22 protein-coding genes and 2 tRNA genes are annotated in these 26,305 nt (G+C 73.3%); 12 read left to right on the top strand and 12 right to left on the bottom strand.

The annotated features are described in order from the left end of the window. The first annotated feature begins 186 nt into the window (after nt 1–186). From FRADC12_RS07660 to FRADC12_RS07650, 3 genes are all read left to right on the top strand, one after another. Complete coding sequence (locus FRADC12_RS07660; protein WP_045876127.1) at nt 187–966, top strand: fumarylacetoacetate hydrolase family protein; 780 nt, start codon at nt 187–189, stop codon at nt 964–966. 132 nt (nt 967–1,098) lie between these two features. Further along, nucleotides 1,099–1,170: transfer RNA gene (locus tag FRADC12_RS07655), tRNA-Gln, on the top strand. Nucleotides 1,171–1,427: 257 nt separating this feature from the next. Beyond that, nucleotides 1,428–1,500 (top strand) — tRNA-Glu (locus FRADC12_RS07650). A 115-nt stretch (nt 1,501–1,615) separates the two neighbouring features. On the opposite strand, the gene FRADC12_RS07645 is transcribed toward FRADC12_RS07650, so the two are convergent. Beyond that, nucleotides 1,616–1,912 carry a hypothetical protein gene (locus FRADC12_RS07645; protein ID WP_045876126.1) on the bottom strand — a complete coding sequence of 99 codons (297 nt, stop codon included), beginning with the start codon at nt 1,910–1,912 and terminating at the stop codon, nt 1,616–1,618. Nucleotides 1,913–2,233: 321 nt separating this feature from the next. Between FRADC12_RS07645 and FRADC12_RS07640 the strand changes: the two genes are divergently transcribed. After that, nucleotides 2,234–3,967, top strand: a complete 1,734-nt coding sequence (locus FRADC12_RS07640; RefSeq protein WP_045876125.1) for a sensor histidine kinase — start codon at nt 2,234–2,236, stop codon at nt 3,965–3,967. 65 nt (nt 3,968–4,032) lie between these two features. Here FRADC12_RS07640 and FRADC12_RS07635 read toward each other — a convergent pair whose 3' ends face one another. The 3 genes from FRADC12_RS07635 to FRADC12_RS07625 all read right to left on the bottom strand — a co-directional run bounded on the left by FRADC12_RS07635 (nt 4,033) and on the right by FRADC12_RS07625 (nt 8,014). Next, nucleotides 4,033–4,338 carry a hypothetical protein gene (locus tag FRADC12_RS07635; protein ID WP_045876124.1) on the bottom strand — a complete coding sequence of 102 codons (306 nt, stop codon included), beginning with the start codon at nt 4,336–4,338 and terminating at the stop codon, nt 4,033–4,035. A 352-nt stretch (nt 4,339–4,690) separates the two neighbouring features. Next, nucleotides 4,691–6,874 (bottom strand): serine/threonine-protein kinase, encoded by a 2,184-nt coding sequence (locus FRADC12_RS07630; protein ID WP_045876123.1) that lies wholly within the window; start codon nt 6,872–6,874, stop codon nt 4,691–4,693. A 237-nt stretch (nt 6,875–7,111) separates the two neighbouring features. Further along, the gene (locus tag FRADC12_RS07625) at nt 7,112–8,014 is read right to left on the bottom strand and encodes an IclR family transcriptional regulator (RefSeq protein WP_045876122.1); all 903 of its coding nucleotides are present in this window, start codon (nt 8,012–8,014) and stop codon (nt 7,112–7,114) included. Between the two features lie 197 nt (nt 8,015–8,211). Between FRADC12_RS07625 and leuC the strand changes: the two genes are divergently transcribed. The 3 genes from leuC (at nt 8,212) to FRADC12_RS07610 (ending at nt 11,110) form a co-directional block, all read left to right on the top strand. Further along, on the top strand, nt 8,212–9,636 hold the full coding sequence (gene leuC / locus FRADC12_RS07620) for a 3-isopropylmalate dehydratase large subunit (protein ID WP_045876121.1): 1,425 nt from the start codon (nt 8,212–8,214) through the stop codon (nt 9,634–9,636). A gap of 48 nt (nt 9,637–9,684) precedes the next feature. After that, nucleotides 9,685–10,281 carry a 3-isopropylmalate dehydratase small subunit gene (gene leuD / locus FRADC12_RS07615; protein WP_045876120.1) on the top strand — a complete coding sequence of 199 codons (597 nt, stop codon included), beginning with the start codon at nt 9,685–9,687 and terminating at the stop codon, nt 10,279–10,281. 547 nt (nt 10,282–10,828) lie between these two features. Further along, entirely contained in the window at nt 10,829–11,110 is a 282-nt protein-coding gene (locus FRADC12_RS07610; protein ID WP_013422232.1) for an HU family DNA-binding protein, read from the top strand. Nucleotides 11,111–11,424: 314 nt separating this feature from the next. Here FRADC12_RS07610 and FRADC12_RS07605 read toward each other — a convergent pair whose 3' ends face one another. After that, nucleotides 11,425–13,632, bottom strand: a complete 2,208-nt coding sequence (locus tag FRADC12_RS07605; protein ID WP_045876119.1) for an RNA degradosome polyphosphate kinase — start codon at nt 13,630–13,632, stop codon at nt 11,425–11,427. Nucleotides 13,633–14,031: 399 nt separating this feature from the next. On the opposite strand from FRADC12_RS07605, the gene FRADC12_RS07600 reads away from it, so the two are divergent. After that, the gene (locus tag FRADC12_RS07600; RefSeq protein WP_349305851.1) at nt 14,032–15,045 is read left to right on the top strand and encodes a transglutaminase family protein; all 1,014 of its coding nucleotides are present in this window, start codon (nt 14,032–14,034) and stop codon (nt 15,043–15,045) included. 362 nt (nt 15,046–15,407) lie between these two features. After that, nucleotides 15,408–17,063 carry an EAL domain-containing protein gene (locus tag FRADC12_RS07595; protein ID WP_232303666.1) on the top strand — a complete coding sequence of 552 codons (1,656 nt, stop codon included), beginning with the start codon at nt 15,408–15,410 and terminating at the stop codon, nt 17,061–17,063. Here the strand turns inward: FRADC12_RS07595 and FRADC12_RS07590 are convergent. Then, nucleotides 17,030–17,779, bottom strand: coding sequence for a cyclase family protein (locus FRADC12_RS07590; RefSeq protein WP_045876118.1), 750 nt, complete (start codon nt 17,777–17,779; stop codon nt 17,030–17,032). The genes FRADC12_RS07595 and FRADC12_RS07590 overlap by 34 nt on opposite strands. A gap of 9 nt (nt 17,780–17,788) precedes the next feature. Next, complete coding sequence (gene cofC / locus FRADC12_RS07585) at nt 17,789–18,448, bottom strand: 2-phospho-L-lactate guanylyltransferase (protein WP_045879228.1); 660 nt, start codon at nt 18,446–18,448, stop codon at nt 17,789–17,791. A gap of 411 nt (nt 18,449–18,859) precedes the next feature. Between cofC and FRADC12_RS07580 the strand changes: the two genes are divergently transcribed. Then, nucleotides 18,860–19,870, top strand: coding sequence for an NAD(P)H-dependent glycerol-3-phosphate dehydrogenase (locus FRADC12_RS07580; protein WP_045876117.1), 1,011 nt, complete (start codon nt 18,860–18,862; stop codon nt 19,868–19,870). On the opposite strand, the gene murA is transcribed toward FRADC12_RS07580, so the two are convergent. Then, nucleotides 19,867–21,225, bottom strand: a complete 1,359-nt coding sequence (murA, locus tag FRADC12_RS07575; protein WP_045879227.1) for a UDP-N-acetylglucosamine 1-carboxyvinyltransferase — start codon at nt 21,223–21,225, stop codon at nt 19,867–19,869. The two genes, FRADC12_RS07580 and murA, sit on opposite strands and share 4 nt — an antisense overlap. A 640-nt stretch (nt 21,226–21,865) precedes the next feature. Between murA and FRADC12_RS07570 the strand changes: the two genes are divergently transcribed. Continuing rightward, nucleotides 21,866–22,990 (top strand): D-alanine--D-alanine ligase family protein, encoded by a 1,125-nt coding sequence (locus tag FRADC12_RS07570; protein WP_045876116.1) that lies wholly within the window; start codon nt 21,866–21,868, stop codon nt 22,988–22,990. 10 nt (nt 22,991–23,000) lie between these two features. Here the strand turns inward: FRADC12_RS07570 and FRADC12_RS07565 are convergent, their stop codons facing one another. Beyond that, nucleotides 23,001–23,459, bottom strand: a complete 459-nt coding sequence (locus FRADC12_RS07565) for a DUF3515 family protein (RefSeq protein WP_232303665.1) — start codon at nt 23,457–23,459, stop codon at nt 23,001–23,003. A 28-nt stretch (nt 23,460–23,487) separates the two neighbouring features. Continuing rightward, nucleotides 23,488–23,721 (bottom strand): Lrp/AsnC family transcriptional regulator, encoded by a 234-nt coding sequence (locus FRADC12_RS07560; protein ID WP_013422242.1) that lies wholly within the window; start codon nt 23,719–23,721, stop codon nt 23,488–23,490. A gap of 583 nt (nt 23,722–24,304) precedes the next feature. Between FRADC12_RS07560 and thiD the strand changes: the two genes are divergently transcribed. Continuing rightward, nucleotides 24,305–25,198, top strand: coding sequence for a bifunctional hydroxymethylpyrimidine kinase/phosphomethylpyrimidine kinase (gene thiD, locus FRADC12_RS07555; protein WP_198152820.1), 894 nt, complete (start codon nt 24,305–24,307; stop codon nt 25,196–25,198). 86 nt (nt 25,199–25,284) lie between these two features. Here thiD and FRADC12_RS07550 read toward each other — a convergent pair whose 3' ends face one another. Then, nucleotides 25,285–25,734, bottom strand: a complete 450-nt coding sequence (locus tag FRADC12_RS07550; protein WP_052710751.1) for an SCP2 sterol-binding domain-containing protein — start codon at nt 25,732–25,734, stop codon at nt 25,285–25,287. A 235-nt stretch (nt 25,735–25,969) separates the two neighbouring features. Continuing rightward, on the bottom strand, nt 25,970–26,158 hold the full coding sequence (gene rpmB / locus FRADC12_RS07545) for a 50S ribosomal protein L28 (protein WP_007516655.1): 189 nt from the start codon (nt 26,156–26,158) through the stop codon (nt 25,970–25,972). Between the last annotated feature and the right edge of the window lie 147 nt (nt 26,159–26,305).

The following is a 26,305-nucleotide window of genomic DNA, read 5'->3' as shown; positions in this document are numbered from 1 at the left end:
CCTGTCGTCACGCGCCGTCGGAACTGTTCCAGATTCTCTGCTACCCGACCGCGGGTGCGGCAGCGGCCCGGCGCACGACCTGCTCACACTGAGCGCGCACGTTGGGAGGGCGCTCCAGGCGCCCGACAGGCAAGGGGCCGGCGGGCGCTCCGCGCCCGTTCCGGCCCCTTGCCATACGGTCGCTGCGTGCGTATCGCGAGGTTTACAGACGGTTCGGAGCCGGCCTTCGGGGTCGTCGAGGGCTCGGTCGAACGCGGCGAGGCAACGGTCGCCGCCCTGACTCCGCACCCGTTCGGCCCCTTCCAGTTCACCGGGGCCCGCCGGCCGCTCGGCGAGGTGCGGCTGCTGGCGCCGGTGCTGCCCAGCAAGGTGCTGGCCGTGGGGAAGAACTACGCCGGCCACGTCCGGGAGATGGGCGGCGACGCCCCGCCGGAGCGGCCGATCCTCTTCCTCAAGCCGTCCACCTCGGTCGTCGGCCCTGGCGACCCGATCGTCCACCCTGACCCGACCAGCCGGATGGACTACGAGGGCGAGCTGGCCATCGTCATCGGCCGCCTGTGCCGGGATGTCCCCGAAGAGCGCGCCATGTCGGTCGTCCTGGGCTTCACCTGCGCGAACGACGTCACGATGCGCGAGCAGCAGGCCAGCGACGGCCAGTGGACCCGGGCCAAGGGCCACGACAGCCACTGCCCGCTCGGGCCGTGGATCGAGACCGACCTTGACGCGGGTGGCGTCGCTCTGCGCACCACGCTCGACGGTGAGGTCCGCCAGAGCTCGACCACGGCGCATCTCATCCACGGCATCCCGAAGCTCATCGCCTACATGTCGTCGGCGATGACCCTGCTGCCCGGCGACGTGCTGCTCACCGGCACCCCGGCCGGCGTCGGCCCGATGCGCCCGGGCCAGACCGTCGCCGTGACCGTCGACGGCGTCGGCACGCTGACGAACCCGGTCACGGCCCGCTGATTCCGGACGCAGGCTCGGGCCGGTGGCCGCGTTCTCGCCGCGCTGACGGCGTAACCCTGTGATGACAGCATCCCGGGCGGGTACCTGCCCCTCGGGATGCTGTACAGTGGGCAACGCCCGAGAGGGCGTCGATGGGGTATGGGGTAATTGGCAGCCCAACGGATTCTGGTTCCGTTAGTCTAGGTTCGAGTCCTGGTACCCCAGCGAGCTGCCTGTTCGCTGGCCTTCGGCCGGCTTCCCGGGGGTTTTGATTTCTGCCCGGGGGGGCGACCCCCGGACCCCGGTGTCGCGCTTCGCGCGACCTGGATGGCTGTACGGGATTGCGGTTGTGGCGGCCAGGTCTTCCTGCTGGCTGGCCGCCGATCGTGGATGTCGTGTATGGTACGAAGCGCGTCGGGTTGGGTGACTGGCCGGAGGTCGCTGGGATAGCGGTAGGACAATTCAAGATTTTGGAAGTTCCTGGCCCCGTCGTCTAGCGGCCTAGGACGCCGCCCTCTCAAGGCGGTAGCGCCGGTTCGAATCCGGTCGGGGCTACGCACAATCATTAGCACCCTCTTCGGAGGGTGCTTTTTTGTGTCATCCGACGCTGATTTCGCGCCCCGGCGCGGCTGTGGGGACGCCGCGGCTGGCGTCCCCACAGGAGAGGCGACTAGCGAACGACGGAGAGGCGGGGGAGCGACGCGGGGTGACGGGCCATGGCGCAGGCGCGGCAGTGGCACGAGGCCGGGCCGCCGTGGCCGTGGATCTCGTCAACCTCGATGGCGGCCGTGGCGAAGGTCACCAGGCGCAGGTGCCCACGGGCCACCACCACCGGGGACTCGGCCAGGGCCGGCAGCGCGACCGGCACGGGCGCGGCCTCGACGGCCGGGCACGGGGCGATCGCGGGAGCGGGGTGGGACGACAGCCGTGCCGGGACCGACGCGAGGGTCAGAGCGACTTGGGGCACAGTGTCCTCCTCGTGGGGCAACGACCTTGGCGGTGCGGAGCTCGTGGTGCGGCTGGACCTATCCCACCGGCTCGGGCCGGGCTGGTGGCCCGGACGTCGCCCGGCTGACTCAGATGCGCCTGCCGGACCGGTGCGAGCGAGGCTTCCCTTGGGTGCCGCCGCGGACCACACTGTCTCGGTGGTCGCGTTTCGGCGCCATCCTCCGTCCAGCCCGTTCCGTACTGGTCCTCTGTGGCTAGTCAAAGGTGGGCACTGGCGTCATCCGACACCACCCTTGACAACCATGGCGGGTTCGGGTGGTCCCGGTAGAAACTTGCGCGGATGTCCGCCGCCGGTCCCCCCTTCGGAGAGCGGGCGCGTCGCCGTCATGAACGCGCGCGCGCCGCGCGGACCCGGCACGTCACCGGGCACCCCCGGCGGTCCGCCACCGACCGGCGTCCGCCGGACCCGACGAGCCAGGTCGTCGGCGGGAGCCGGGCCGGCCGGGCGAGTGGCTGGATCTCCGGCCTCGTCCCGCACGGGCACCGGCTCACCCTCGAGGACTGGAACGCACGCCACCGGCTGCTGAAGTGGATCCTGGCGCTGCACCTGCCGGTCATCGTCGGCTACGCCCAGCTGCACCACTTCGACACCATGCACGGCGTCGTGGCCGCGAGCCCGTCGATCCTGCTGTTCGGCACCGCGGCGCTGCCCGGCCTGCGACGGGTGCGGGCGCTGGCGGCGAGCCTCGGGCTGCTGTGCTGCTCGGTCGTGTTCGTCCACCTGTCGGACGGCCTCGGCCCGATGTACTTCCACTTCTTCGTCGTCGTCGCGCTGATCGCCCTGTACGAGGACTGGTCGGTCTACGCGCTGGCGATCGGGTTCGTGTTCGTCGCGAACCTGGCGATGCGCTACCTGGTCAGCCCGGGGGCGCTGACCGACTACGCCCGGCACAGCGCGCTGATGCTGGCCGCGATGCACGCCGCCTTCATCGTGGCCCTTGCCGGCGCCCAGGTGGTCTTCTGGCGGTACAACCAGCAGGAGCGCAGCAGAACCGAGCGCTACCGCCACCAGCTCTATGAGGGCCAGCAGAGCCTCATGGCGCGGCTGGAGGAGACCGACCGGATCCGCACCGACCTGGTCGCCACCGTCTCGCACGAGTTCCGCACCCCGCTCGCCGGCATCCGGGGCAACCTGCTGACGCTGCGCCGCCGCCGCCACCGGATGTCCGATGCCCAGGTGGACGACATGCTCGACCTGGCGCTCGGCTCGTCGGAGCGGCTGTCCCGGCTGCTGGAGAACATGCTCACGGCGGCGACGGCCACCGGCATCGACGACACGACGGTCTCCGACCTGCCCGAGGTGGTCTACGAGGCCCTCGGGAGCCTGCGCAACGCCGCCCTCGTCAACGCCGTGTCCGTCGACCTGCCGGACCATCTGCCGGTCCGGATGTCGCGGGAGGCGCTGCACCAGGTCGTCGCGAACCTGGTCGACAACGCGCTGGTGCACTCCTGGCCGGGCGCGCCGGTGCGGCTGATCGCCGGCCGGGTCGGCGACGAGGTGGTGCTGCGGGTGCGCAACCCGGGGCCGGACCTCGACAAGGAGACGATCGCCCGGCTGTTCGAGCCGTTCACCCAGCGGGACGGCTCGGCGACCAGGCCCACCGACGGGGCCGGGATGGGCCTCTATGTGGTGCGCCGGCTGGTCGAGGTGCACGGTGGCCGGCTGCGGATGACGTCGGATGGCGGCGAGATCAACGTCGAGGTCGACATGTGGGCGGCCGAGCTGCCGCTGCCGACCGCCGACCCGACCATGCTGCCGCGGCTGCCCGACCTGCCGCGGCTGCGGGCCGAGGGCCTGGTCGAGCGGGAGCCCTTCATCCCCGCCCCGAGCAGCCCGCCGCTGGCCGTCCGCCGGCCTCGCTGGGACCAGCCCGGCCGCGGCTACCCCAACGCCGACCAGGCCGACCTGACCGGCCTCGGGGGCTCTGGCCTCGGGGGAGCCGGCCTGGGCGGCCCGCATGGCCGCGCCTCCGCCTGGCCGGCCGACGGCCTCCCGCTCGACCGCTCCGGCTGACACCGGCCCTGACCGTCGGCGCTGGGCGCCTCGCCAAGCCGCGGCCGCGCTGTCCCTCGGCCCTGTTATCCCTCGGTACCGGCGCCAGGCAGGCTGGGCTCGTCCTCCTTGCGGGCCACGACGCGGTAGACGTTCGCCCGCCGGCCGGTGCGGAGGTAGGGGAGCACCATCGCGTCCGCGAGGACGGCGAGCGGGAACAGCGGCCCCGTCGCGGCCAGCGCACCGACCCGCCGGGCCCGCCGCCAGGCGGTGGCCTCGTACGGCAGCCAGGGCAGAGCAGGCTTCGGCTGCAGCTTCTGGGTCAGGTAGTAGATCGCGCTGGTCGTGTCGCCGAAGAGGTGCGTCGGCCGAACTCCACCTTCACGGTGCACAGACCGCGCTCGGCCAGCGCCTTGACGAGCTCGTCCGGCGAGATGAGGTGAAGGTGCTGGGGCGGGCACAGGCCGACCAGGGCGTCGCCCGACAGCCGGACGCCTGTGGCGACGAGGAAGGCATGCGACGTGGCCACGGCCTCGGTGTTCGGAGCGGTCCGGTCCGGTCCATGGAGGCGCCTGCGCAGCCGGGCGCCGTTCGCTCAGACCAGAGCTCCCGTCGTGATCGCGAACCAGCCGCGCACGAGATCCTCCTCCTGAGGCTTCCTGTCACGGTTGGTGCCTGAACGCCGAACGCCCGTCCCGGGAGCCCGGGACGGGCGTTCGGTCGTGCCCCGGCCTTCCGGGGCGGTTAGCTGCTGGGCGCCGTCGGGGACTCCGGGGGCGGACTGGCGCAGGTGTAGTCGATGGTGACGAAGCTGCCCTTGAGCTGCCGGCCGCCGGTCGGGCTCTGCGAGGTGACGGCGTTGTAGCCGGTGGCGCTGCAGTCCCACGGGCCGCCGAGGTAGACCTGGAAGCCCTTGCCCTCCAAGGCCGACTTTGCGGCGGGCGGGTTCATGCCGACCACGTTCGGCACCGTCGGGCACTCGCCCGCGGTCGTGCCGGAGATCGCGCTCGCCTTGTCCGCCTTGGTGCCGGCCGCCGGGCTCTGGCTCAGCACCTGGCCGACCGAGACGCTCGGGTCCGCGCACTTCGCGGTCCATGACGGCGTGCTGGTGAACCCCGCGTCGGCGAAGGCCTCGTTCGCGGCGTTCTGGTCCTCACCGACGACGTTGGGAACGGTCGCGGTGGACGGCGTGGCCGGCGTCGTCGTGGCGGGCGGCGCGTTGCCCGTGCTGCTCCCGTCGGAAGGGCTCTGGCCCGTGGTCTGGGTCGGCCCGGGCTTGACGGTGACCATCTTGCCGCCGATGAGCGTCGTGTACGCGGCGGTCGCCGTCGGGTCGACGAGGTTGCCGGAGCCGTCGATGTACGGCGTGGGGTTCGTGGTGACACCCCGGGAGCCGTTGGTCAGGGCGGTGTTGATGCCCGAGGACGACGGCGAGTTGCTGCCGGAGGAGGCCAGAGCCCAGCCACCGGCCGCGGCGATGAGGGCCACGACGAGGCCGGCGCCGGCGGCGATCCGCAGCCGCTGCCGGTTGTCGCGGGCGGGCGGCCGGCCGCCGGCGGCCGGCGCCGGCTGCTTGTTGGCCGGGATCGCCGAGATGATCGTGTTGCGGTTCGACCGGACCGCGCCGGCCCGGCTCGGGACCCGGACGGGCCCGCCGTCGGTCGGGGGGTCGTCGTAGTCGTCCTCGTCCTCCCAGCCGCGGGGGCCACCGGCCGTCGGGCCGAGCCGGGTCGCGTCGTCGTCCCAGCCGCCGCGAGGCCCACTCGGGCCGCCGGCCGCCGGGCCGAGCCGGGTGGCGGCGCCGTCGTCCCAGTGACCACCCTGCGGACCGCTCTGGTCGGCGATGGGAACCATGCCGGTCGCGGCGTCGTCGTCCCAGTCGTCATAGCCGCCCGGCCCGTAGCCGCCGCCGGGGCCGTAGCCACCACCGCCGGGGCCGGCGTTGGCCGCCTTCGTCGTGCTGATGGCACCGACGCCGGCCAGGGGCTGGGCACCGGCGCGGGTTCCCACGGCGGTGTCGTCGGTCGGGGCGCCGTCCTTCGCCCGCGGCTTGGCGCTGGCGCGCTCCCAGGTGTCCTCGTCGCGCGGTTCGCGCTGGCGCAGGTCACCGGACCGGGCCAGCGCGCTCTCCAGGGCGCGCGCCGCCTCGGCCGCGCTCGGCGGGCGGCGGGCGGGCGTCTTCTCCAGCATCGAGGACAGCACGTCCCACACGGGCCGGGGCACGCCCTTGATGGGCATCGGCACCTGCTCGAGGTGAGCGCGCAGCATGTCGGTGGGGCTCGCCTCGTCGAACGGCGGCGCGCCGGCGAGCATCTCGTACAGGACGATGCCGGCCGAGTAGATGTCCACCGACGGGGTCGGCTGGCCACCGGTGCCGAGCTCGGGCGCCATGTAGAGCGGCGTGCCGATCGGCCCGGTGGGCTGGGCCCGGCCACGCGAGAGGGTGTCCACCATCCGGGCGATGCCGAAGTCGGTCAGCCGGACGGCGGGCCCGTTGCCGCTGCGCTCGTCAAGCAGGACGTTCTCCGGCTTGACGTCACGGTGTACGACGCCCGCGCCGTGCACGGTGTCGAGCGCCCACAGGACATGGGTGATGATCTGTACGGCCTGCTCGACGGGCAGCGGCGCGGACTGCCGCAGGTACTCGCGCAGGTCGGTGCCGTCGACGAGCTCCATCACGATCGCGAGCACGTCGCGCTCGTTGACCAGGTCGAGGACGCGGACCAGCTCCGGGCTGTTGATGTCGTAGAGGATCTGCCACTCACGCAAGAACCTGTCGACGACGACACGGTCGTCGGCGAACTCCGGGCGCAGCATCTTGACCGCTACGTCAGAGTTGTCGTCGCGGCGGGTGGCCCGCCACACTTCGCCAGTGGTGCCCTGCCCGAGCAACTCGTGCAGGACATACCGCGAGCCGAGTGTGCGCACTGAACCGACTCCCCCTCTTCACGCCACCCCGGGGGAGGCGGGTAATGGCCACGACGGCGACACCGCGGCGGGGTGCGCGGCCAGCCCTGTCACGATCATTCCCGGGCCACCAGCCCGACCCCCCGAACAGTGGCCCGTGCGGTCCACCGCGGCCTACGGGTGCCCCCTACCGCCCGGCGACCGCCTCTGCGACCCGTATCGGGACTACCGGGTATCGCCAAGACCGACACATAAAGGCTACGCTTTCGCGTCCGCCGATAGTCCGTCGGGGGTAGTCCCAGGTGTTGCAGATGTGCCGCCGGTGACCCTTTCCGTAGCGCGAGGGTTGTTCGTCGCGGCGTATCCGGCAATGGCCGACAGCCGGTCGGCGGCCGTGGCGACGGTGACGCCGAAAAGCTCGCCGGGGGAGCGGGTGAGCCGTCCGTCGGGGCCAGACATCGACAGCGCGGCGACCACGCAGCCGGCCGCGTCGCGTACCGGCGCCGACACCGAGGCGAGGCCCGCCTCCCGCTCGCCGGCGCTCTGCGCCCATCCTCTGGCCCTCACCTGCGCCAGAACATCCTCGTCAAAGGCCCGCTCGGCGGGAGGGCGCACGCCGGACTGCCCGGGCATCCCGGCGCCGGCTCGACCGCCGGGCGCGGTCTCGTCGGGAGCCGCGAACGCGAGCAGGACCTGGGCGCCCGAGCCGGCCGTCATCGGCAGGATCGCGCCGACCGGCACCGTGTCCCGTAGGCCGCTGTCGTGCTCGGAGGCCGCGACGCAGACGCGCTGGGCGCCCCGGCGGACGTAGAGCTGCGTGCTCTCCCCGGTGCTGTCCCGTAGCTCGGCGAGCACCTCGGGCGCGGCCTGCAGCAGCCGCCAGGGCAGCGGCCACAGCGCGGCGACCGCCGAGCCGGCGGCGAGCCGGGGCCCGGCGACGAACCGCCCGGCGCTGTCGCGGGCGACCAGCCGGTGCGTCTCCAGGGCCACGGCCAGCCGGTGCGCCGTCGCCCGGGAGAGCCGGGTGCGGGCGACCAGCTCGCCCAGGGAAACCGGGCCCTCCTCGACGGCCGCGAGCACGAGTGCCGCCTTGTCCAGCACGCCGACACCGCTGCTCGCCCCGGCGGCGTCCAGGCCGGGCGAGGGGTTACGCTGTTCCATACGTTGATACTGCCATCTCAGCTCCTGAGATGTGTCCTGCGATGCGGCTTGAGATGCGTCTCTGTTGAGACGCACGACGTCCACGACCGGGTGCATGGCCGCGAGCCGCCCTTCCAGGGTGCGGCCCACGGCGCGCTCGGCGGGCTGAGGGTGGCGGGTCACACGACCGGAGAACTACCACAGGGAGGAGTGGCGCGATGACCCTGAAAGGCCAGGGGCGCACACTCGCGGAGAAGGTGTGGGACGCGCATGTAGTGCGCCGTGCCGACGGCGAGCCGGATCTGCTCTACATCGACCTGCACCTGGTGCACGAGGTCACCTCGCCGCAGGCGTTCGAGGCGCTGCGGCTGGCCGGCCGGTCGGTACGCCGGCCGGACCTGACGATCGCGACCGAGGACCACAACGTCCCGACCACCGACACCCTGCTGCCGATCGCGGACCCGGTCTCGCGCGCTCAGGTCGAGGCGCTGCGCAAGAACTGCGCCGACTTCGGCGTCCGCCTGCACCCGATGAACGACCCGGGCCAGGGCATCGTGCACGTGGTCGGTCCGCAGCTGGGCCTGACCCAGCCGGGCATGACCGTCGTCTGCGGCGACAGCCACACGGCCACCCACGGTGCCTTCGGCGCACTGGCCTTCGGCATCGGCACCAGCCAGGTCGAGCACGTTCTGGCCACCCAGACCCTGCCGCAGGCCCGGCCGAAGACGATGGCGATCACCGTCGACGGCGCGCTGCCTGACGGCGTCACCGCCAAGGACCTGATCCTCGCGGTGATCGCCCAGATCGGCACCGGCGGCGGCCAGGGCTACATCCTGGAGTACCGGGGCGAGGCTGTCCGGGCGCTGTCGATGGAAGGCCGCATGACGGTCTGCAACATGTCCATCGAGGCGGGCGCCCGGGCCGGCATGATCGCGCCCGACGAGACCACGTTCGAGTTCCTGAAGGGCCGTCCGCACGCGCCGGCGGGGCACGGCCGAGACACAGACTGGGACGCGGCGGTCGCCTACTGGAGGACGCTGGCGACCGACGAGGACGCCGTCTTCGACCGCGAGGTGGTCATCGACGCGGCGAGCCTGAGCCCGTTCGTCACCTGGGGCACCAACCCGGGCCAGGGCTCCCCGCTGTCGGCCGCCGTGCCGGACCCGGCGTCGTTCGCCGACGCGGGCGAGCGCGCGGCCGCCGAACGGGCGCTGGCCTACATGGGCCTGACGGCCGGTACCCCGCTGCGCGACGTCACCGTCGACACGGTGTTCATCGGCTCCTGCACCAACGGCCGGCTGTCCGACCTGCGGGCCGCGGCCGACATCCTGCGCGGCCGGTCCGTGGCCGACGGGGTGCGGGTGCTCGTCGTGCCCGGGTCCATGCAGGTCAAGGCGGACGCCGAGGCCGAGGGCCTCGACGAGGTGTTCCGGGCCGCCGGGGCCGAGTGGCGCAGCGCCGGCTGCTCGATGTGCCTCGGGATGAACCCGGACACGCTCAAGCCGGGGGAGCGCAGCGCGTCCACGTCGAACCGCAACTTCGAGGGGCGCCAGGGCCAGGGCGGCCGTACCCACCTGGTCTCCCCGCAGGTCGCCGCCGCGACCGCGCTCATCGGCCGTCTCGCCGCGCCCGCGGACCTCTGAGACCGCGCCCCGACCGCTACCCAGCTTCAACCGAAGGGAGAGCGCCCGATGGAGGCGTTCACCACGCACACCGGTCGGGCGGTGCCGCTGCGGCGCAGCGACGTCGACACCGACCAGATCATCCCCAGCGACTGGCTCAAGCGGATCGAGCGGACCGGCTTCGGCGCCGGGCTGTTCAGCGAGTGGCGCCGGGACCCGTCGTTCGTGCTGAACGCCCCGGCCCACGCCGGTGCCACGATCCTGCTGGCCGGCCCGAACTTCGGCTCGGGCTCGTCCCGGGAGCACGCCGTCTGGGCGCTGCAGGACTATGGCTTCCGGGCCGTCATCGCGCCGAAGTTCGCCGACATCTTCCGGGGCAACTCCCTCGGCAACGGCCTGCTGACGGTCGTCCTGCCGGTCGAGGACGTCGAGACGCTGCTGGCCGCCGTCGAGGCGGACCCGGCGGTCGAGATCACCGTCGACCTGGGTGCCCGTGAGGTGCGCGGCGCCGGCCTGGTCGCGCCGTTCGAGCTCGACGACTTCACCCGCTGGCGCCTGATGGAGGGCCTCGACGACGTCGGCCTCACCCTGCGGCACGCCGACCTGATCACCACCTTCGAGGCCAGCCGCCCGTCGCTCCTGCCGACGACGGCCCAGCCGGCCTGACGAGGTTCGGCCCGCCAGCAGGCACGCCTGCTTCGGCCGGAAACCGCGGCCCGTTACGGGCCGCGGTCCCCGGCCGATCGCGTCTCGGGACTCCCCGGGAAGCGGCGTTCGTCCGGACCGCCGAGTCGCCCGATGGTTGGGGGCGGTGGACCGGCTGGCTCGAGTGGGCCGGCGGGTGCCCGGATGTTCTTCGCGACAGACGGCGGGGGCTGTGGTCCGATTGCCCCCGCCGTCATTGCCTAGCGCTGCGCGCTCGGTGGCGAACCTGGCCGTATCGGTGACATCGCTTGGCGACCAAACGGTGACAGAACGTCCGAAACGAGCCTGAAATTGGCGAGATGATTGCGCCGATCGTGGTGGGCTGAGTGCTCTCACCGGAGGACTGCGATCCGGTTGCCGATTGTCCCGAACCCGCTGACGTGCGGGTTTGTGTGACGCGACACGCTTCCGGGAATTGCCCTCGGCAGTAGAGATGCCTACGGTGCAGCGCAGTGCGATGCCCGATCTGCTCCACCCCCGCAGTCGCGGGGGTGTCCCGGAGGTTGTTGTGAACAAGTCCCAATTGGTTGACCGCATTGCCCAGCAGATCGAGGGTGGACGGTCCAACGCGACCAAGGCCGTGGACGCGGTCTTCCACGCGATCCAGGAAGCCGTCTCCGCCGGCGAGAAGGTGACGATCACCGGTTTCGGCGTCTTCGAGCGCGTCGAGCGCGCCGAGCGGACCGGGCGCAACCCGGCGACGGGCGAGCCGGTGCACGTCCCCGCCTCCGTCGTCCCGAAGTTCCGCCCCGGCTCGGAGTTCAAGTCGAGCGTCTCCTCGAACGGCTAGGGCGAATCGGCCGGAACCGGCGCTGGCGCGCCTGCGGCCGATTCGCCTTCGGGCGCTGAGCCCCCTCCCAACCTGGTTCGGTGCTCGTCTGGAGGCTGGTCGCCAGGCGAGCACAGTGGTGGGGATCGTGGCTGGTCGCGTTGACCGGTCGCGTGTCCTTGGCTGGGTTGCGCAGCTTGGTTGCCGAAGCCGTCGAGGTCGGCGCTGGCGTGCCCGCGCTGACCTCCCAGAGTGACCCCGCTGGCAGGTAGGGACCCTGGCTTCGCCTCGGTGCCCTGCCTGATCGGCGGAGTCGATCTGAGAGGTCAGCGCGGCTAGGCGCGGTTCTGGGCCCAGGCGGACAGGTCGCCCTGGTAGTCCGACAGGCGGGTGTCGTCGGGGCCGGTGATGCGCCGCTCCCAGCGGCCGCTGGGCTGCAGGTCCCAGGCCGACACGTCGGCCGAGAAGGCGTGGTCCAGCAGCCGGCGCAGAGCGGCCCGGTTGTCGTCCTGGGTGACCCGGACGAGTGCCTCCACTCGGCGGTCCAGGTTGCGGTGCATCATGTCGGCGCTGCCAATCCACACCTCGTCCAGCGCCGAGAACTCGAACACCCGGCTGTGCTCCAGGTAGCGGCCGAGTACCGAGCGGACCAGCACCGACTCGGACAGGTTCGGGACACCGGGGCGCAGCGCGCAGATGCCCCGCACCAGGCAGCGGATCGCCACCCCGTCCCTGGACGCGTGGTAGAGCGCGTCGATGATCTGCTCGTCGACCAGGCTGTTCACCTTGATCCGGATACCGGCCAGCTCGCCGGACCGCGCGGCCGCCGCCTCCTTCTCGATCCGCTCGATGAGGCCGTCGCGCATGTGCTGCGGGGCGACCAGGAGTGACCGGTAGACGGTCTGGCGGCTGTAGCCGGTGAGCACGTTGAACAGGTCGGTGAGGTCCGCGCCGACGCTGGGCTCGGCGGTCAGCAGGCCGACGTCCTCGTAGAGCCGGGCGGTCTTCGGGTTGTAGTTCCCGGTGCCGACGTGGCAGTAGCGGCGCAGCCCGTCGTCGTCCTGGCGCACCACCAGCGCGGTCTTGGTGTGCGTCTTCAGCCCGATCAGGCCGTAGACGACATGGCAGCCGGCCCGCTCCAGCTCGCGCGCCCAGCGGATGTTGGCGCTCTCGTCGAATCTGGCCTTGATCTCGACGAGCACGACGACCTGCTTGCCGGCCTCGGCCGCCGCGATCAGCGCGTCGACGATCGGCGAGTCGCCGGACGTGCGGTAGAGCGTCTGCTTGATCGCGAGCACGTGCGGATCGGCCGCGGCCTGCTCGATGAAGCGCTGCACGGACGTGGTGAACGAGTCGTAGGGGTGGTGCACGAGGACGTCCCGCTCGCGCAGCACCGCGAAGAAGTCCGCGGGCTCGCCGGAGTCGGTGACCAGGCTCGGGTGGGTCACCGGGACGCGCGGCGGGTACTTGAACTCCGGCCGGTCCAGGTCGAACAGCGCCCACAGCACGGAGAGGTCGAGCAGCCCGCGCAGCCGGTGCACGTCGCGCGGGGAGACCTCCAGCTCGCGGCTGAGCATCCGCAGCAGGCCCTCGTCGATGTCCGCGTCCACCTCCAGTCGCACGGCCGGGCCGAACCGGCGACGGGCGAGCTCCCGCTCCAGCGCCTGCAGCAGGTCCTCGGCCTCGTCCTCCTCGACCTCCAGGTCGGCGTTGCGGGTCACCCGGAACAGGTGCGAGTCGACCACCTCCATGCCGGGGAACAGCTGGGAGAGATGGGCGGCGATCACCTCCTCCAGCGGCACGAAGCACGCGTGCCGGTCCGCCTCGGCGCCCTCCCCGGCCGGCTCCTGGCCGATCGGATGCTCGCCGGGCAGGTCGACCCGGATCAGCCGCGGCACGTTCTGCGGGACCTTGACCCGGGCGAACCGCTCGATGTCGTCTCCCGGGTCGCGCACGGTCACCGCGAGGTTGAGCGACAGGCCGCTGATGTACGGGAACGGGTGCGCCGGGTCGACCGCGAGCGGCGTCAGGACCGGGAAGATCTGCTCGTGGAAGTACTGGTGCAGCCGGTGCTGCTGGCCGGTGGTGAGCTGGTGCCAGTAGCGGATGCTGATGCCGGCGTGCTCCAGCGACGGCACCACCTCGTCGGTGAAGCACCGGGCCGCCCGGTCGGTGAGCTCGGCGGTCTTCTGGCTGATCAGTTCGAGCTGCGCCCGCGGGGTCAGGCCGTCGACGGACCGCACCGCAAGCCCCGTCGCCTCCCGGCGCATCAGGCCCGCGACGCGGACCATGTAGAACTCGTCGAGGTTGCTGGCGAAGATCGCGAGGAACTTGGCCCGCTCCAGCAGCGGCGTGCTGACATCCTCGGCGAGGGCCAGCACCCGGGCGTTGAAGTCCAGCCAGGACGTCTCGCGGTTGATGAACCGGTCAGGCGGCAGATCGGACGGAAGCGGTGGCCGCGGCGCCTCCAACGGCTCGAGGAGCGCGCTTCGCGGCTTGCGTTGGGGCTGCTGCTCGGATCTCGTCACCACCAGCTCGGCCATGCAGCGATGGTGCCAGCCTGAGGTGAACGCGGCAGCCTATCCCGATGACCGGTAGCGGTCGTCACGCTTTTCAGGTCTTTCCGCCCATGTCGCCCGCGCGGCCAGGGCTGTGACCGGGCCGCGAGCCAGCGGCGCGAGAGCCAGCCCGGGCACGGGCCGTCGAGCCCACGGGCGAGCCGAGCCGGCCGCCGGTACGGGCGGGGGCCAGTTGCTGGACGGTGGCGATAAGGTCCGTTAACGCATGGGAAACACCGCTGGCGGACCATCGATTCTGGCGGGCTGCCCGCGCGGCCGGATCTCTCCTCCTCTCGGAAGGCCGGCGTCGCCTGACCCTGTCAGTGGCGGGCCGCCGGCCGCGCCAGCGGGTCCGACGTCGACCGAAGGGACTGGTGCGTAGCCGTGCAGGATCTGCTGCCCCGGCCGCGCCCAGCCCTTGCGACCGCCGCCCCGCCGACCGCCGGCGCGGCCTCCGCCCCAGCGGCCGCGATCTGGGGCGCCGAGCCGCTGGCCGTCGACGAGGCGCGGCTCGCGGCCGCGAGCCTGGTGACCTACCGCATTCGCCAGCGGCTGCGCTACACCTACGACGGACCGGCCCGCGACCTCGTGCACCGGCTGGTCGTGCTGCCACCGAACCGGCATGGTGACCAGATCTCCCGGCACGGGGAGCTCACGGTCTCGGCGCCGGCGGCCCGGGTCAGCTGGGAGCGCGGGCCCGACGGGCTGCGGGCCGCGACCGTCACGCTCGACGAGGTGCCCGGCCTGCTCGACTTCGAGGCCGCGGCGATCGTCGAGCGCGGTCCGGCGGTCACCTGGCCCGCGCTGCCGGCGAGTGCCCTGACCGGTCGGCGGCTGCTGGCGGCGACGGCGCTCACCGCGCCGGACGAGACGTTGCTCGCCGTCGCCAGCCGGCTCACCGGCCCGGACCCGCTGACGACCGCGCGCCGGTGCTGCGCCTGGGTGTTCGAGAACATCGCCTACCGGCCTGGCTCGACCACCGTCGGGACGACGGCCGCGCAGGCGGTGGCCGGTCGCGCCGGCGTCTGCCAGGACCAGGCCCACGTGATGATCGCGCTGTGTCGGGCAGCCGGCCTGCCGGCCCGGTACGTGCTGGGGCACCTGGTCGGCGACGGGGAGTCGCATGCCTGGGTCGAGGTGGTGCTTCCCGACGGCTGGGCGCCGCCCGCGCCCGGCCGGTCCCGTGGCCTCGGCGGCCCTGGCGCGCTCGGTGGCGCAGGCGCCGCGGCGGTCGCGCTGGACCCGTGCCACAACCGACTCGCCGACCGGCGGTACGTGACGATCGCCACCGGCCGGGACTACCACGACGTCATGCCGACCTCGGGCGTGTACCGGGGCCGCGGCCGCGGCCTGCTCGTCGCCGGCCAGCGCGTCGAGATCGTCAGCCTCGACGGCTAGCCCGCCGCGACACGCCGGGGGCGGCCCGCGACATGCCGGCCCGACGATCTGGGTCATGCCGGCCTGGCAAGGCGGGGCGGGATTGGCTGGCTGATCGTCACTTCGGCGACTGGTTGCGATTCATTCGTTACCCGATACGGTGCGCAGTGACGATACAGATACGGTGCGTGTCGACAGTTGATGGCCCGGATGCACGATCGGCATCGCCGTCGCCGCGCACCGCTGCCCTGGTAGGCGGGCAGGCACCCGACCGGTGACCGCTGGCACCGCCGTGTGTGGCGGCGCGGCAGGCGGGCCGGTCACCGCCGGCCGGCGGTGACCGGCCGGTCGACGGGTGCGGGATGAGAGGGGCGGCTCAGGCCGTGACACACATCGATGCCGTGGACCCTGCCGCGGTGGCGGCGGTCTCGCTGGGCTCGGTCATGCCATCGGGGCCGGCGGCCGCAGTGTCGTTGGGGGCGAGGATGACCGGGGCACTCGGTGCCGACCTGCCCCTGGCCGCCCCGGCGGCGCCGCTGTTCCGCGCCGGTGGCCTGCGTCCGGCCGCGCCCTCCGCGCTGCCCGCGGCGGTCGGGCTGCCCTCGGCGGTGCCGCTGCCGGTGCCCTCGACGCCGGCCCGGTCGGCCGCCCTGGTGCCGCTCGTCGCCGCGCTCGTCGCCGGGATGGCCCAGCTCCTGACCGACGACAGTGGGGTGACGGTCGTCGAGGCCGGCGCCACCGGCGCCGGTGGCGCGGCGACCGCGGTCGCCGGCTGGTCGCTGTGGCGGGCCTCCGGGAGCGAGCGGGTCCGGCTCGGCCGCCTGATGCTGGTGCTGGCTGGCTGGACCCTCACCCAGCTGGCCCGCGTCGGGCTGGGCCCGGCGCCGACGGTGGCGTCGGCACGCCTGGCCGTGGCGGCCGGCGCGCTGGCCGCGCCGCTGCTGGCCGCGCTGGCGCTGGCCACCGTTGCGCGTTCCACCCCGCTCACCGTGGATCTGGGCGCCCTCAGTGGCCTCAGCGGGACCGGGCTGGGCGGCGAGGCGGGCGTAGTCCTCGCCCGGCGCCGCCACGGCGTCAACGGCCCGCGCGAACGAGGCAGGACCTCGGTCGTCACCCGGGCCGCCACCGCGGCGGTGGCCGGGGCGCCGCTCGCGGTGGGCGACGGCCGCAGCCTCGAGGCCCGGCTCGCGGCGTCCCTCGCGACGGCCAGCCGCCAGGGCTGGGACGTCGCCGGCTTCGATGTGCACTACCAGCCGATCGTGCGCCTCAGTGACGGCGCGGTCGTGGCGCTGGAGGCGCTCGCCCGCTGGACCGAACCGGGCCGCGGGCCGGTGCCGCCGCTGACCTTCGTCGCGGCGGCCGAGGACGGCGGGCTGGTGACGGCGCTCGACGAGTTCGTGCTCGGCCGGGCCTGCGCCGAGGTGGCCGCCGGCATGCCCGGTGTGGCGGGCGAGGGGGCCCCGCGGCTGCACGTCAACGTCTCCGCCAGCCGGCTGTCCGATCCGGCGCTCCTGGACGCGTTCCGCCGGGCGCTCGGCGTCAGCGGGCTGGACCCGAGCCGGCTGGTCATCGAGATCACCGAGACGGCCCGGATCCGCGACCTCGCCGCGGCCGCCCGGGTGCTGGAGGCGGTCCGCGCGCTCGGGCCGTCGGTCGCGATGGACGACGTCGGCGCCGGTCACACCACCCTGGCGGCGTTGCACCAGCTACCGGTCAACATCGTCAAACTGGACCGCGGCCTGATCGAGAACCCGCTCGGGCCGGGCCGCGCGGCCCGGCTCGGCCGGTCGGTGATCACCGTGGCGCGGTCACTGGGAGCCGTGGTGGTCGCCGAGGGGATCGAGCGGCGGGCCCAGCGAGCCGACCTGGCCCTTCTGGGCTGCGAGCTGGGGCAGGGCTACCTGTTCGCCCGTCCGGCCCCGCTGGCCGCCCTGAGCCCGCTGCTGCGCCCAACCGTGCTGGCGCACCCGACCGAACCGCCGCACCCGGGCCCGGTCGTCGTCGCTCACGAGGCGCCAGAGGCCGGCAGGAGGCCGTAGACGGTCGCGGGGGAGCCGGAGCCGGCGCGGTTGCGGGTGCCGCCCGCGAGCACCCAGGCGCCCGTCGGCGGAAGCGCCCCGAGGTTCGTCAGGTTCTCCAGCGAGATCCGGCGCTCCCGGTAGAGCAGGCGCGAGACGGCGTAGCCGGTGTCCAGCCCCGGGTCCGGGCCGAAGGTGTCGGTGCCCAGCGCGCCCCGCCGGCCCAGCCGGCCGGTCTCGACCAGCCACTCCACGGCGGCCAGGGCGAATCCCGGCTGGTGGACGCGGCCCCGCCCGTCGAGGTTCGGGTAGGCCGGCGTACCCCAACGGTCCGACCAGCCCGTCCACGCCAGCACTGCGGCCTCGGCCGGAATCGGCCCTTGGGCCGCCTCGAACGCGGCCAGGTCGGCGACGCCTACCTGGTAGTCCGGGTCGCGCGCCACGGCCGCCCGGACGTCGAGCCGAACGGCCGGCCGGAACAGGTCGTCGGCGTCCAGCTCGTCGGCCCGCAGGCCGGCCGGGTCGAAATGCGCCGGCGCGCCCCAGTGCGTCCCGGTGTGCTCGCCGGAGCTCACCCACAACAGGTAGTAGCCGTCCGCGTCGATCGTGGCCGCGCGCGTCAGGGTGAACGGCGGGTCGCCGGGAAAGACCGGCGTGGTCGCGGGGTCGTGCACGTGTGACAGCAGGACCGGGCGGACCGGCGGCACCGGCCACGGCCCTCGGGCGGCCTCGGTCATGGCGCCCGGTCAGCCCGCGTTCGCCGCGGCGCTGTCCAGGACGGCCCGGGTGGCGGGGCCGACGCCGAGCAGCCGGGCCGCGGCCAGGTCGGCGACCGTGTCGACGTCCCGGCGCAGGCCCGGCACCGCCGCCGCGAGTGGCTCGGTCAGGTCGAGCGCGCCCGAGCGGACGTGCCGCGCATGGCTGTCGACGCCGAAATACGGCAGCAGCGGGCCGCCTGGCGCCGCGCACAGCAGGACCGTCCCCGTGCCGGCGGCGTCGGCGAGCACCGCGCGGCCCGCCGACGGCGCGGCCAGCAGCGCGGCCCGAAGCTCACCGGGGCGCAGCGCGGCCAGGTCGGCGGACAGCGCGGCGACGCCATGGCCGGGCCAGCGGCGGGCGGCGACTCGGGCGCCATGCCGCAGCGCCGGGTTCAGCCCGCGGTCGGGCAGGTCGGGGACGGCGACGACCGCCGCCGGACCGTCGTCCGACTCGGCCAGGCCACCGCTCGCGATGGCGGCGCTCGCCGCGGGGTCGTTGGTGACGAGCAGGACGCCGGCGACCAGGTCGGGCCCGGCCGCGGCGGCGGCCGCCGCCGTGTCGGTCGCCATCGCGAGGGCGAGCGCTGCCCGGTCCGGATGTTCGAGGCGGCTCTTGGCCGCGCCGAGCCGCTTCAACGGCAGCACCACGATCCACCCCTCGGGTCGCCAGACCGCCACGTTCCGACGATAGGGCAACCGTAGGGGCAGATGGGCGCCTCGGGCTTCCAGCACCGGCCGTGCCACAGTGACGCCGCTGGCGGCACCGACGCCTGGGCTGCCTCGTTCGAGCGGCCCACGCCGGCCGCGTAGGTGGACGTGCCACAGTGACGCCGGCGGTGGCACCGACGCCTGGGCTGCCTCGTTGACATAGCGTCGGCGCCACGGCCACCAGCAGGGATGGTCGACGACCGGGTGACGAGTGGGTGAGACTGCGGCGGCATGACGACGAACGGCAGTGACAGCGCGCCTTTCCCGTCGTCGCCGCACCCCGACGCCGGAAGCTCTGAACCCCACGTGAGTCAGCGCAGGCCCACGGCCGGGCACCCGCGGGCGGCCGCCGTGCTCACGGCCGGGTCGTGGGGCACCGTGTTCGCGAAGATCCTGGCGGACGCGGGCCGGCGGGTCACGCTGGTGACCAGGGACGAGGCGCTCGCGGCGGCCATCAACACCGACCATCGCAACCCGCGGTACCTGCCCGACGTCCGGTTACCGGATCTCGTCCGGGCGACCCATCACCCCGCCGAGGCGCTGGCCGGCGCCGGCCTGGTGGTCCTCGCCGTGCCGTCCCAGGGGCTGCGCGCGGCCCTCGCCGCGTGGGCGCCGCTGGTCGAGCCGTCGGCCGTCTACGTCAGCCTCATGAAGGGCGTCGAGGACGGCAGCTGCCGGCGGATGAGCGAGGTGATCGGCGAGGTGGCCGGCATCGGCCCGGACCGGATCGCCGTCGTCAGCGGGCCGAACCTGGCCGGCGAGATCGCCGCCGAGGAGCCGGCGGCGACCGTGGTGGCGAGCGTGTCGCCCGCGACCGCGGCCCAGGTGCAGGCCGCGTGCTGGACGCCCTACCTGCGGCCGTACACGAACGCCGACGTCGTCGGCTGTGAGCTGGGCGGCGCCGTGAAGAACGTCATCGCGCTCGCCGCCGGGATGCTGGAGGGCCTCGGGTTCGGGCTGAACAGCCTCGCGTCGCTGATCACTCGTGGGCTGGCCGAGACGACCCGGTTCGCCGTGGCGATGGGCGCGGACCCGCGCACCCTCGCCGGCCTGGCCGGGCTGGGCGATCTGGTGGCCACCTGCGCGTCGCCGCGCTCGCGCAACCGGACCTTCGGCCAGAAGCTAGGCCGGGGGATGACGCTCGACGCGGCGCTGGCCGAGCAGCGGCAGGTCGCCGAGGGCGTCCGGTCCTGCCGGCCGCTGCTCGCGCTCGCGGACGGGCTCGGAGTACACATGCCGATCAGCCGGCAGGTGGAACGGGTCCTCTACGAGGGCCTGCCGCCGCTGGAAGCGGTCAAGGAGCTGATGAGCCGCGAGCCAGGGCCGGAGTTTCGCGCGGCCGCGCCCGTCGTGTCGTCCTAGCCGCCGGTGGCGGGCTGGGCCGGCAGCGCGACGGGGATCGTCTCGATCATGGCGCCGATCGAGCGCAGCTTGCCGATCGGATCCTCATAGCCGCGCTCCAGGAAGCGGGTGCCGGAGATGGTGCTGGTGCCGTTCGCGACGAGGGCGGCCAGCACGTAGGCGAAGCCGGCCCGCAGGTCGGGGATCTCCAGGTCGCCGCCGGTCAGCGGAGTCGGCCCGGAGACGACCGCCGAGTGTTCGAAGTCCCGGGAGGCGAACCGGCACACCTTGCCGCCCAGGCAGCTCGTCGACAGCGCGATGCTCGCGCCCATGGCGTTGAGCTGGCGGGTGTAGCCGAACCGGTCCTCGTAGATGGTCTCGTGGACCACCGACGCGCCCTGCGCCTGCGTCAGCAGCACCACCAGGGGCTGCTGCCAGTCGGTCATGTAGCCGGGGTGCACGTCGGTCTGGACGTGGGTCGCGGTCAGCTCGCGGTCCTTGTAGAAGCTGATCCCGTCGTCGGTGACCCTGAACTCCCCGCCGATCCGGCGCAGGTGGTTCAGGAACGTCGCGACGTGCTCCTGCCGCGCGCCCTTGACGTCGACCCGGCCGTTGGTCGCGACCGCGGCGGCGGCGAACGAGGCGACCTCGATGCGGTCCGGGATCGCGGTGTGGTCCGCGCCGTGTAGCCGCTCCACGCCCTGGACGACGATCGTGCGGTCGACCTCGACGTCGACCAGCGCCCCCATCTGCTGCAGGAACAGGATGAGGTCGATGACTTCCGGCTCGACGGCGGCGTTGGAGATCACCGTGGTGCCCTTGGCCCGGACGGCCGCGAGCAGCAGGTTCTCGGTGGCGCCGACGCTCGGGAACGGCAGCTCGACGTGGGCGCCGTGCAGCCCGAGCGTCTTGACCTGGACGGAGCGCAGCTGCTCGACGATCTCGGCACCCATCGCCCGCAGGCCGGCCAGGTGGAAGTCGACCGGGCGCTTGCCGATCCGGCAGCCGCCGGGCAGCGGCACGACCGCCTCGCCGACCCGGTGCAGCAGCGGGCCCATCATCAGGATCGGGATCCGGTTCACCCCGGAGTACATCTCGGACAGCGACGGGTCGGTGATCCGTGCGGTCTGGATGCGGACCCGGTGGTCGTCCAGCCACTCCACCTCGGCGCCGAGCTCGGCCAGCATGCCGAGCACGACGTCGACCTCGACGATCCGCGGCACCCGGGCCAGCATGCAGGGCTCGTCCGTCAGCAGGGTGGCGACCAGCAGCTTCGTCACCGAGTTCTTGGCTCCGGACACCTCGACCGAGCCGAACAGCGGCTGGCCGCCGACGATGCGGTACCGGTGCCGGTCACCGCCCGTCGCGAAGCTCAGGGAGCTGCCGGCCGCGGGCCGCTGGCCGGGCTGGCGATCAGCCCGGCCTGCGGAGAGGTCGTCGATCGGGGAGGTGTGGGGCACGGGTCGGCCTCCTACGGATCGGTTCTCGAGCTCCGGCTGTCCACCGTGCGGACGTGGCTGGGTCCCGCGAGACCGCTCGACGGCGGCGAGCGCGACGGCCCGCCTCGGCGTGGTCGATCAGGGTCGGTTCCCGGGCCGGGCGCGAGCACTCCGGCTGCGCCCGGGTGGCCCGAGGGGACGATCGGCCTCTGGAATTCAATCAGACGGCTCCGGCCAGGAGGCCCGGCGCCGCGCGGCGCGGGAGGGACGCCACGTCGCGCCCACGTCTGCGCCACACGGCCGCTATGGAGCGTCAATCGCGCGCAACAGGCTGGTCGCCGGCCGGTCACGTGACGACCCCGGCCGCGACTGTGGGTGCCGATTCGCTCGCGCCGCGGGTAGGCGGGTAGATGGCCTCATCGTGCCGGGTCCGCCCCACCCGCGTCGTCCGGGCGCGCGGTCGATCGTGGGAGCTCTTCGGTGGTGGTGCCTCGGGCGGACCTGCGACGTTCGGGCAATGCGGACCTAGCGCCCGTGTTCACTCGTACGCAATCGGCGGTCGGCTACTGTCCCCGGCATGGCTGGCTTCGCGGACAGGCACCGGTTGGCGATCGTGTTCGGCGGGCGTAGCACCGAACACGCGATCTCCTGTGTGTCCGCGCGCGGAGTACTGGCCGCGGTCGACCGTACGAAGTACGAGGTCGTACCAGTCGGCATTGCGCCCGACGGCCGGTGGCTCGTGCTTCCTGACGATCCGGCGGTGCTGGCGGGCGTCGGCCAGGAGCTGCCCCAGGTCCGGCCGGACTCCGGGCGCGGGGTTGTCCTGCCGCCTGACCCGAACGGGGCCTCGCTGGTCGCAGTGGGGCCCGCGGCCGGCGGACCGCCGGTGGTGACCGGAGGGCTCGGCGACCTGGACGTCGACGTCGTCTTCCCGCTGCTGCACGGCCCGTACGGCGAGGACGGGACGATCCAGGGCCTGCTGGAGATGGCCGGGCTGCCATACGTCGGCTCCGGGGTGTTCGCGAGCGCCGCGGCGATGGACAAGCAGCACATGAAGACGCTGCTGGCCGCGGCCGGCCTCCCGGTCGGCCCGTACGCGGTGCTGCGCGCGGGAGAGGCGCTTTCGGAGGCCGAGAAGACGCGCCTCGGCCTGCCGGTCTTCGTCAAGCCGGCCCGGGGCGGGTCGAGCATCGGGATCAGCCAGGTGGACGCCTGGGCGGACCTGGACACCGCGATCAAAACGGCGCGTGAGTCGGACCCGAAGGTGCTCGTCGAGGCGGCGATCGTCGGCCGGGAGATCGAGTGCGGGGTGCTGGACACCCTCGACGGCGGGCCTCCCGAGACCAGCCTGCCGGCCGAGATCGTCATCGACTCGGCCGCCGGGTTCTACGACTTCGAGGCCAAGTACTCGTCGGACGCGACCCGGCTGGACGTCCCGGCCGACCTGCCGGCCGGGACCGCCGACCGGGTGCGGGCGGCGGCCGCGGCCGCGTTCCTGGCGCTGGACTGCGCCGGGCTCGCCCGGGTGGACGTGTTCCTCACCCCGGCCGGCGGCGTCGTCCTCAACGAGGTGAACACGATGCCCGGCTTCACCCCGTCGTCGCTGTTCCCCCGGATGTGGGCGGCCAGCGGCCTGGACTACCCCGATCTGGTCGACCGCCTCATCCAGGTGGCGCTGCGCCGTGGCAGCGGCCTGCGTTGAGGGGATCTGCCTATGGGGCTGGCGTCTCCGGGACCGTGGAGGTGGTGTGGGCACGGACCGCCGAGGCGACCGCCACCAGCAGGTCCCAGGGCTGGGCGTCACCGGGCAGCAGCATCGTCACCTGGGGCCGCCGGGTCGGCGTCGACAGGCGGGTCCGGCCGGATGCGTCCTCGGAGAACCAGCTCACGTCGTTGACCTGGGCGACGTCCGACGTCTTCTGGTAGGTGGCGGGCACACCGTCGGCCCCGCAGGTCAGGACGACGGGCGCCTTTCCGTAGGCGGCGGCGAACACCCCGGGCGGGCTGACCTCCCGTCGGTCGAGGCCCTTGCCGAGCGAGTCTGGGAGCGCCGCCAGCAGGGCCCGGCAGGACGCGGCGGCCGCTCCCGTCGGTGTCGGCGCTCCCGTCACCTGGACCGGGCCGGATCCGCCGCCGCAGCCGCAGAGAGCGATCACCAGCAATGCGGGCACGACCACCCGCCGGGTGGCTCGCACCGGGTCAGAAGTGCACGACGGGGCAGGTCAGCGTCCGGGTGATTCCCTCGACCGCCTGCACGCGGGACATGATCTGCTTGCCCAGGTCGTCGACGGAGCTCGCCTCGGCCCGCACGATCACGTCATATGGCCCGGTGACGTCCTCCGCCTGCGTGACGCCGGGGATCTGCTCGATCTCCTTGGCCACCGACGCGGACTTGCCGACCTCGGTCTGGATGAGGATGTACGCGTGGACCACAGACGCTCCCAGTTCCCTCCGGCCGAGTGCCGGCCAGTTTCCGCCGGCCAGCTCCAGGCCAGTGCCATTCGGCCAAGTTGAGGCAGTGAAGTTCGGCCAGGTGTAGGCCTGTGACGTTCGGCCAGGTGCGGGCCTATGTCTTCGGTCAAGTGCGCGCCTGTCGAACGCCCACAGCCCGCCGAGCAGAAGTACGCGGGCCGACAGACGGTAACAGGCAATCGGCCTCCGTGAGAGGCTCCCAGCCGAAGGAACTGCTGTGAACGCGCGAGTCTCCGTGACGCCGTACAGCCCGAAGGGCTCCGGTCGAGGCGTCTGCGCCACCACCGGGGCGCAATCTAGGCCTCCGGTCTGTGATTGATACCACCCGACGTTTGCCAGGCCAAGCGCGCATGTGGGTTCTTGTGGGCAAACTGACAGGGCGACCGGCGGTCCGGCGGCGCGCGAGCGCGGTGGTGCGGCCGATCGCGGGAAGCCGCTCCGGGGTGGAGGAAAATGTGACCAGGATGACATTCCGGACGATATCCGGGCCGAGCGGCCCGACGGCCGGCAAACGGTCTTCCGTGCTGGCCGCGAAGGCGGCGAAGTGGTGCTGACCTCGGATTTCGTGGCCATTCCCAAGCCGGGCGCCGCGCCGCCCCGGGTGCTGGCGATCGCCGGTTCCGACTCGGGGGGCGGCGCCGGAATTCAGGCCGACCTGAAGACGGCGGCGGCCTTCGGTGTCCACGGGATGACCGCGGTGACGGCGGTGACCGCCCAGAACTCGGTCGGCGTCCAGGGCGTCTGGGAACTGCCGGTCGAGGCGGTCCGGGCGCAGATCGCCTCGGTCGTCCAGGACATCGGCGTGGACGCCGTGAAGACCGGGATGCTGGCCAGCCCTGAGCTGGTCCGGGCCGTGGCCGCTGAGCTGCGCGGGCTGGTGGCCCCGCTGGTCGTCGACCCGGTCGGGGTCTCGAAGCACGGCCACCGGCTGCTGGCGCCCGAGGCGGTGGCGGTGCTGCGCGACGAGCTGCTGCCGATGGCGACGGTGACGACGCCGAACCTCGACGAGGTGGCGCTGCTGACCGGCGTCGAGGTCCGCGACGAGGCGGGCCTGTGGCGCGCGGCCCGGGCGATGCTCGACCTCGGGCCGCGGTGGGTGGTCATCAAGGGCGGCCACCTGCCGGGGGAGGCTGTCGACCTGCTCACCGACGGCACGACCGAGGTCGTCCTGCGGGCCGCTCGGGCGGACAACCGGCATACCCACGGCACCGGCTGCACGCTCGCGTCCGCGATCGCCGCGGGTCTCGCCATGGGACTGGACGTGCCGGGCGCCATGCGGGCCGGCAAGGACTACGTCACCGGCGCGCTGCGCACCGGGTTCGCGCTCGGCGCGGGGATCGGGCCGGTCGACCACGGCTGGCGCTGGCGGGCCGCCGCCGCGGCGACGGCCGCCGCTTCGGCGTCGACGACGCAGCCGTCGGCGCCCACGGCTGGCTGACGGCGGGCGCCATCCCGAGGGGCCGGGCCAGCCCGTGTCAGGCTGGCCCGGCGGCGGCCGACCTCGCTAGCCGAGGCCGGCGGGCGTCACGGGGTGGGGATGTCGAACCAGCTCATCACCTTGCCGCCGAAGATCATGTCACCGCTGATCTTCAGCTTGCGGGTGAGGAACCACTTGGTCGGGTCGGCCTTGCCACTGATCAGCTTGATGAAGCGGACGCCGTCCAAAGTCACGGTCACCTTGGCGGACTCGACCACGTGCTTGCTGATCGCGCAGGCGCCGTCCCGGACCACCATCTCGTAGTGGTCGACCCCGCCGTCGGGCCGCTCGGTGATGTGGAAGTGCACCACCGCGTCCTGGCCCTTGATCTTCTCGGGGATGGCCTGGCGGGCGATCCGGCCGAAGTACTCGTCGAGCAGCGTGGACCGGTCCGGTCCGCCCATCAGCTCGGCCAACGCGTCATCCGAGAGTTCGCCGGTGTAGGCGACCAGCTCCTCGAGGCTGAACGCGGCGAGATCCGGCAAGGTCTGGGGCATGGCGGCACTCCCGTGCTACGTGTGAAAACCGATCCCTCACATATCAGCACGCCCAGGGCGGCCTCCCGCACTGGGCACCCCGTACCGCATCGCCGGTCGGGCCGCCCGGCGACGACCGCGACGGGCGCCGGACGGGTCCGGACACGCCGACAAGGCGCCGCCACGTCTGTGACGGCGCCTTGTCGGGAAAACCTGGAGCGTCCCGGTGCGCGTGCCGCACCGGGGGCGGCGGGACCTAAGCCCGCGTCACCTTGCCCGCCTTGATGCACGAGGTGCACACGTTGAGGCGCTTCGGGGTGCGCCCGACGAGGGCGTGCACCGTCTGGATGTTGGGGTTCCAGCGCCGCCGCGTGCGCCGGTGGGAGTGGGAGACCGACATACCGAAGCCCGGTCCCTTGCCGCAGACGTCGCACACCGAAGACACGAGGAACTCTCCGCCAAGAAGTAGCTGATTGATCGACGGCCGGGGCTCCGGCCGCACTGACCCGCCGCTGGCGCGGCTCGCACCCCGTGCCCAGGGCGCATGGGCAGGAGTCAGACTCATCCTGCGACGCCGGACGCGGTGGTGCTC

Origin of the sequence: Pseudofrankia sp. DC12, assembly GCF_000966285.1 — a bacterium.
GTDB lineage: Bacteria > Actinomycetota > Actinomycetes > Frankiales > Frankiaceae > Pseudofrankia.
The sequence above is the reverse complement of the archived record's forward strand: the minus strand, read 5'-3'. Positions and strand labels throughout refer to the sequence as shown.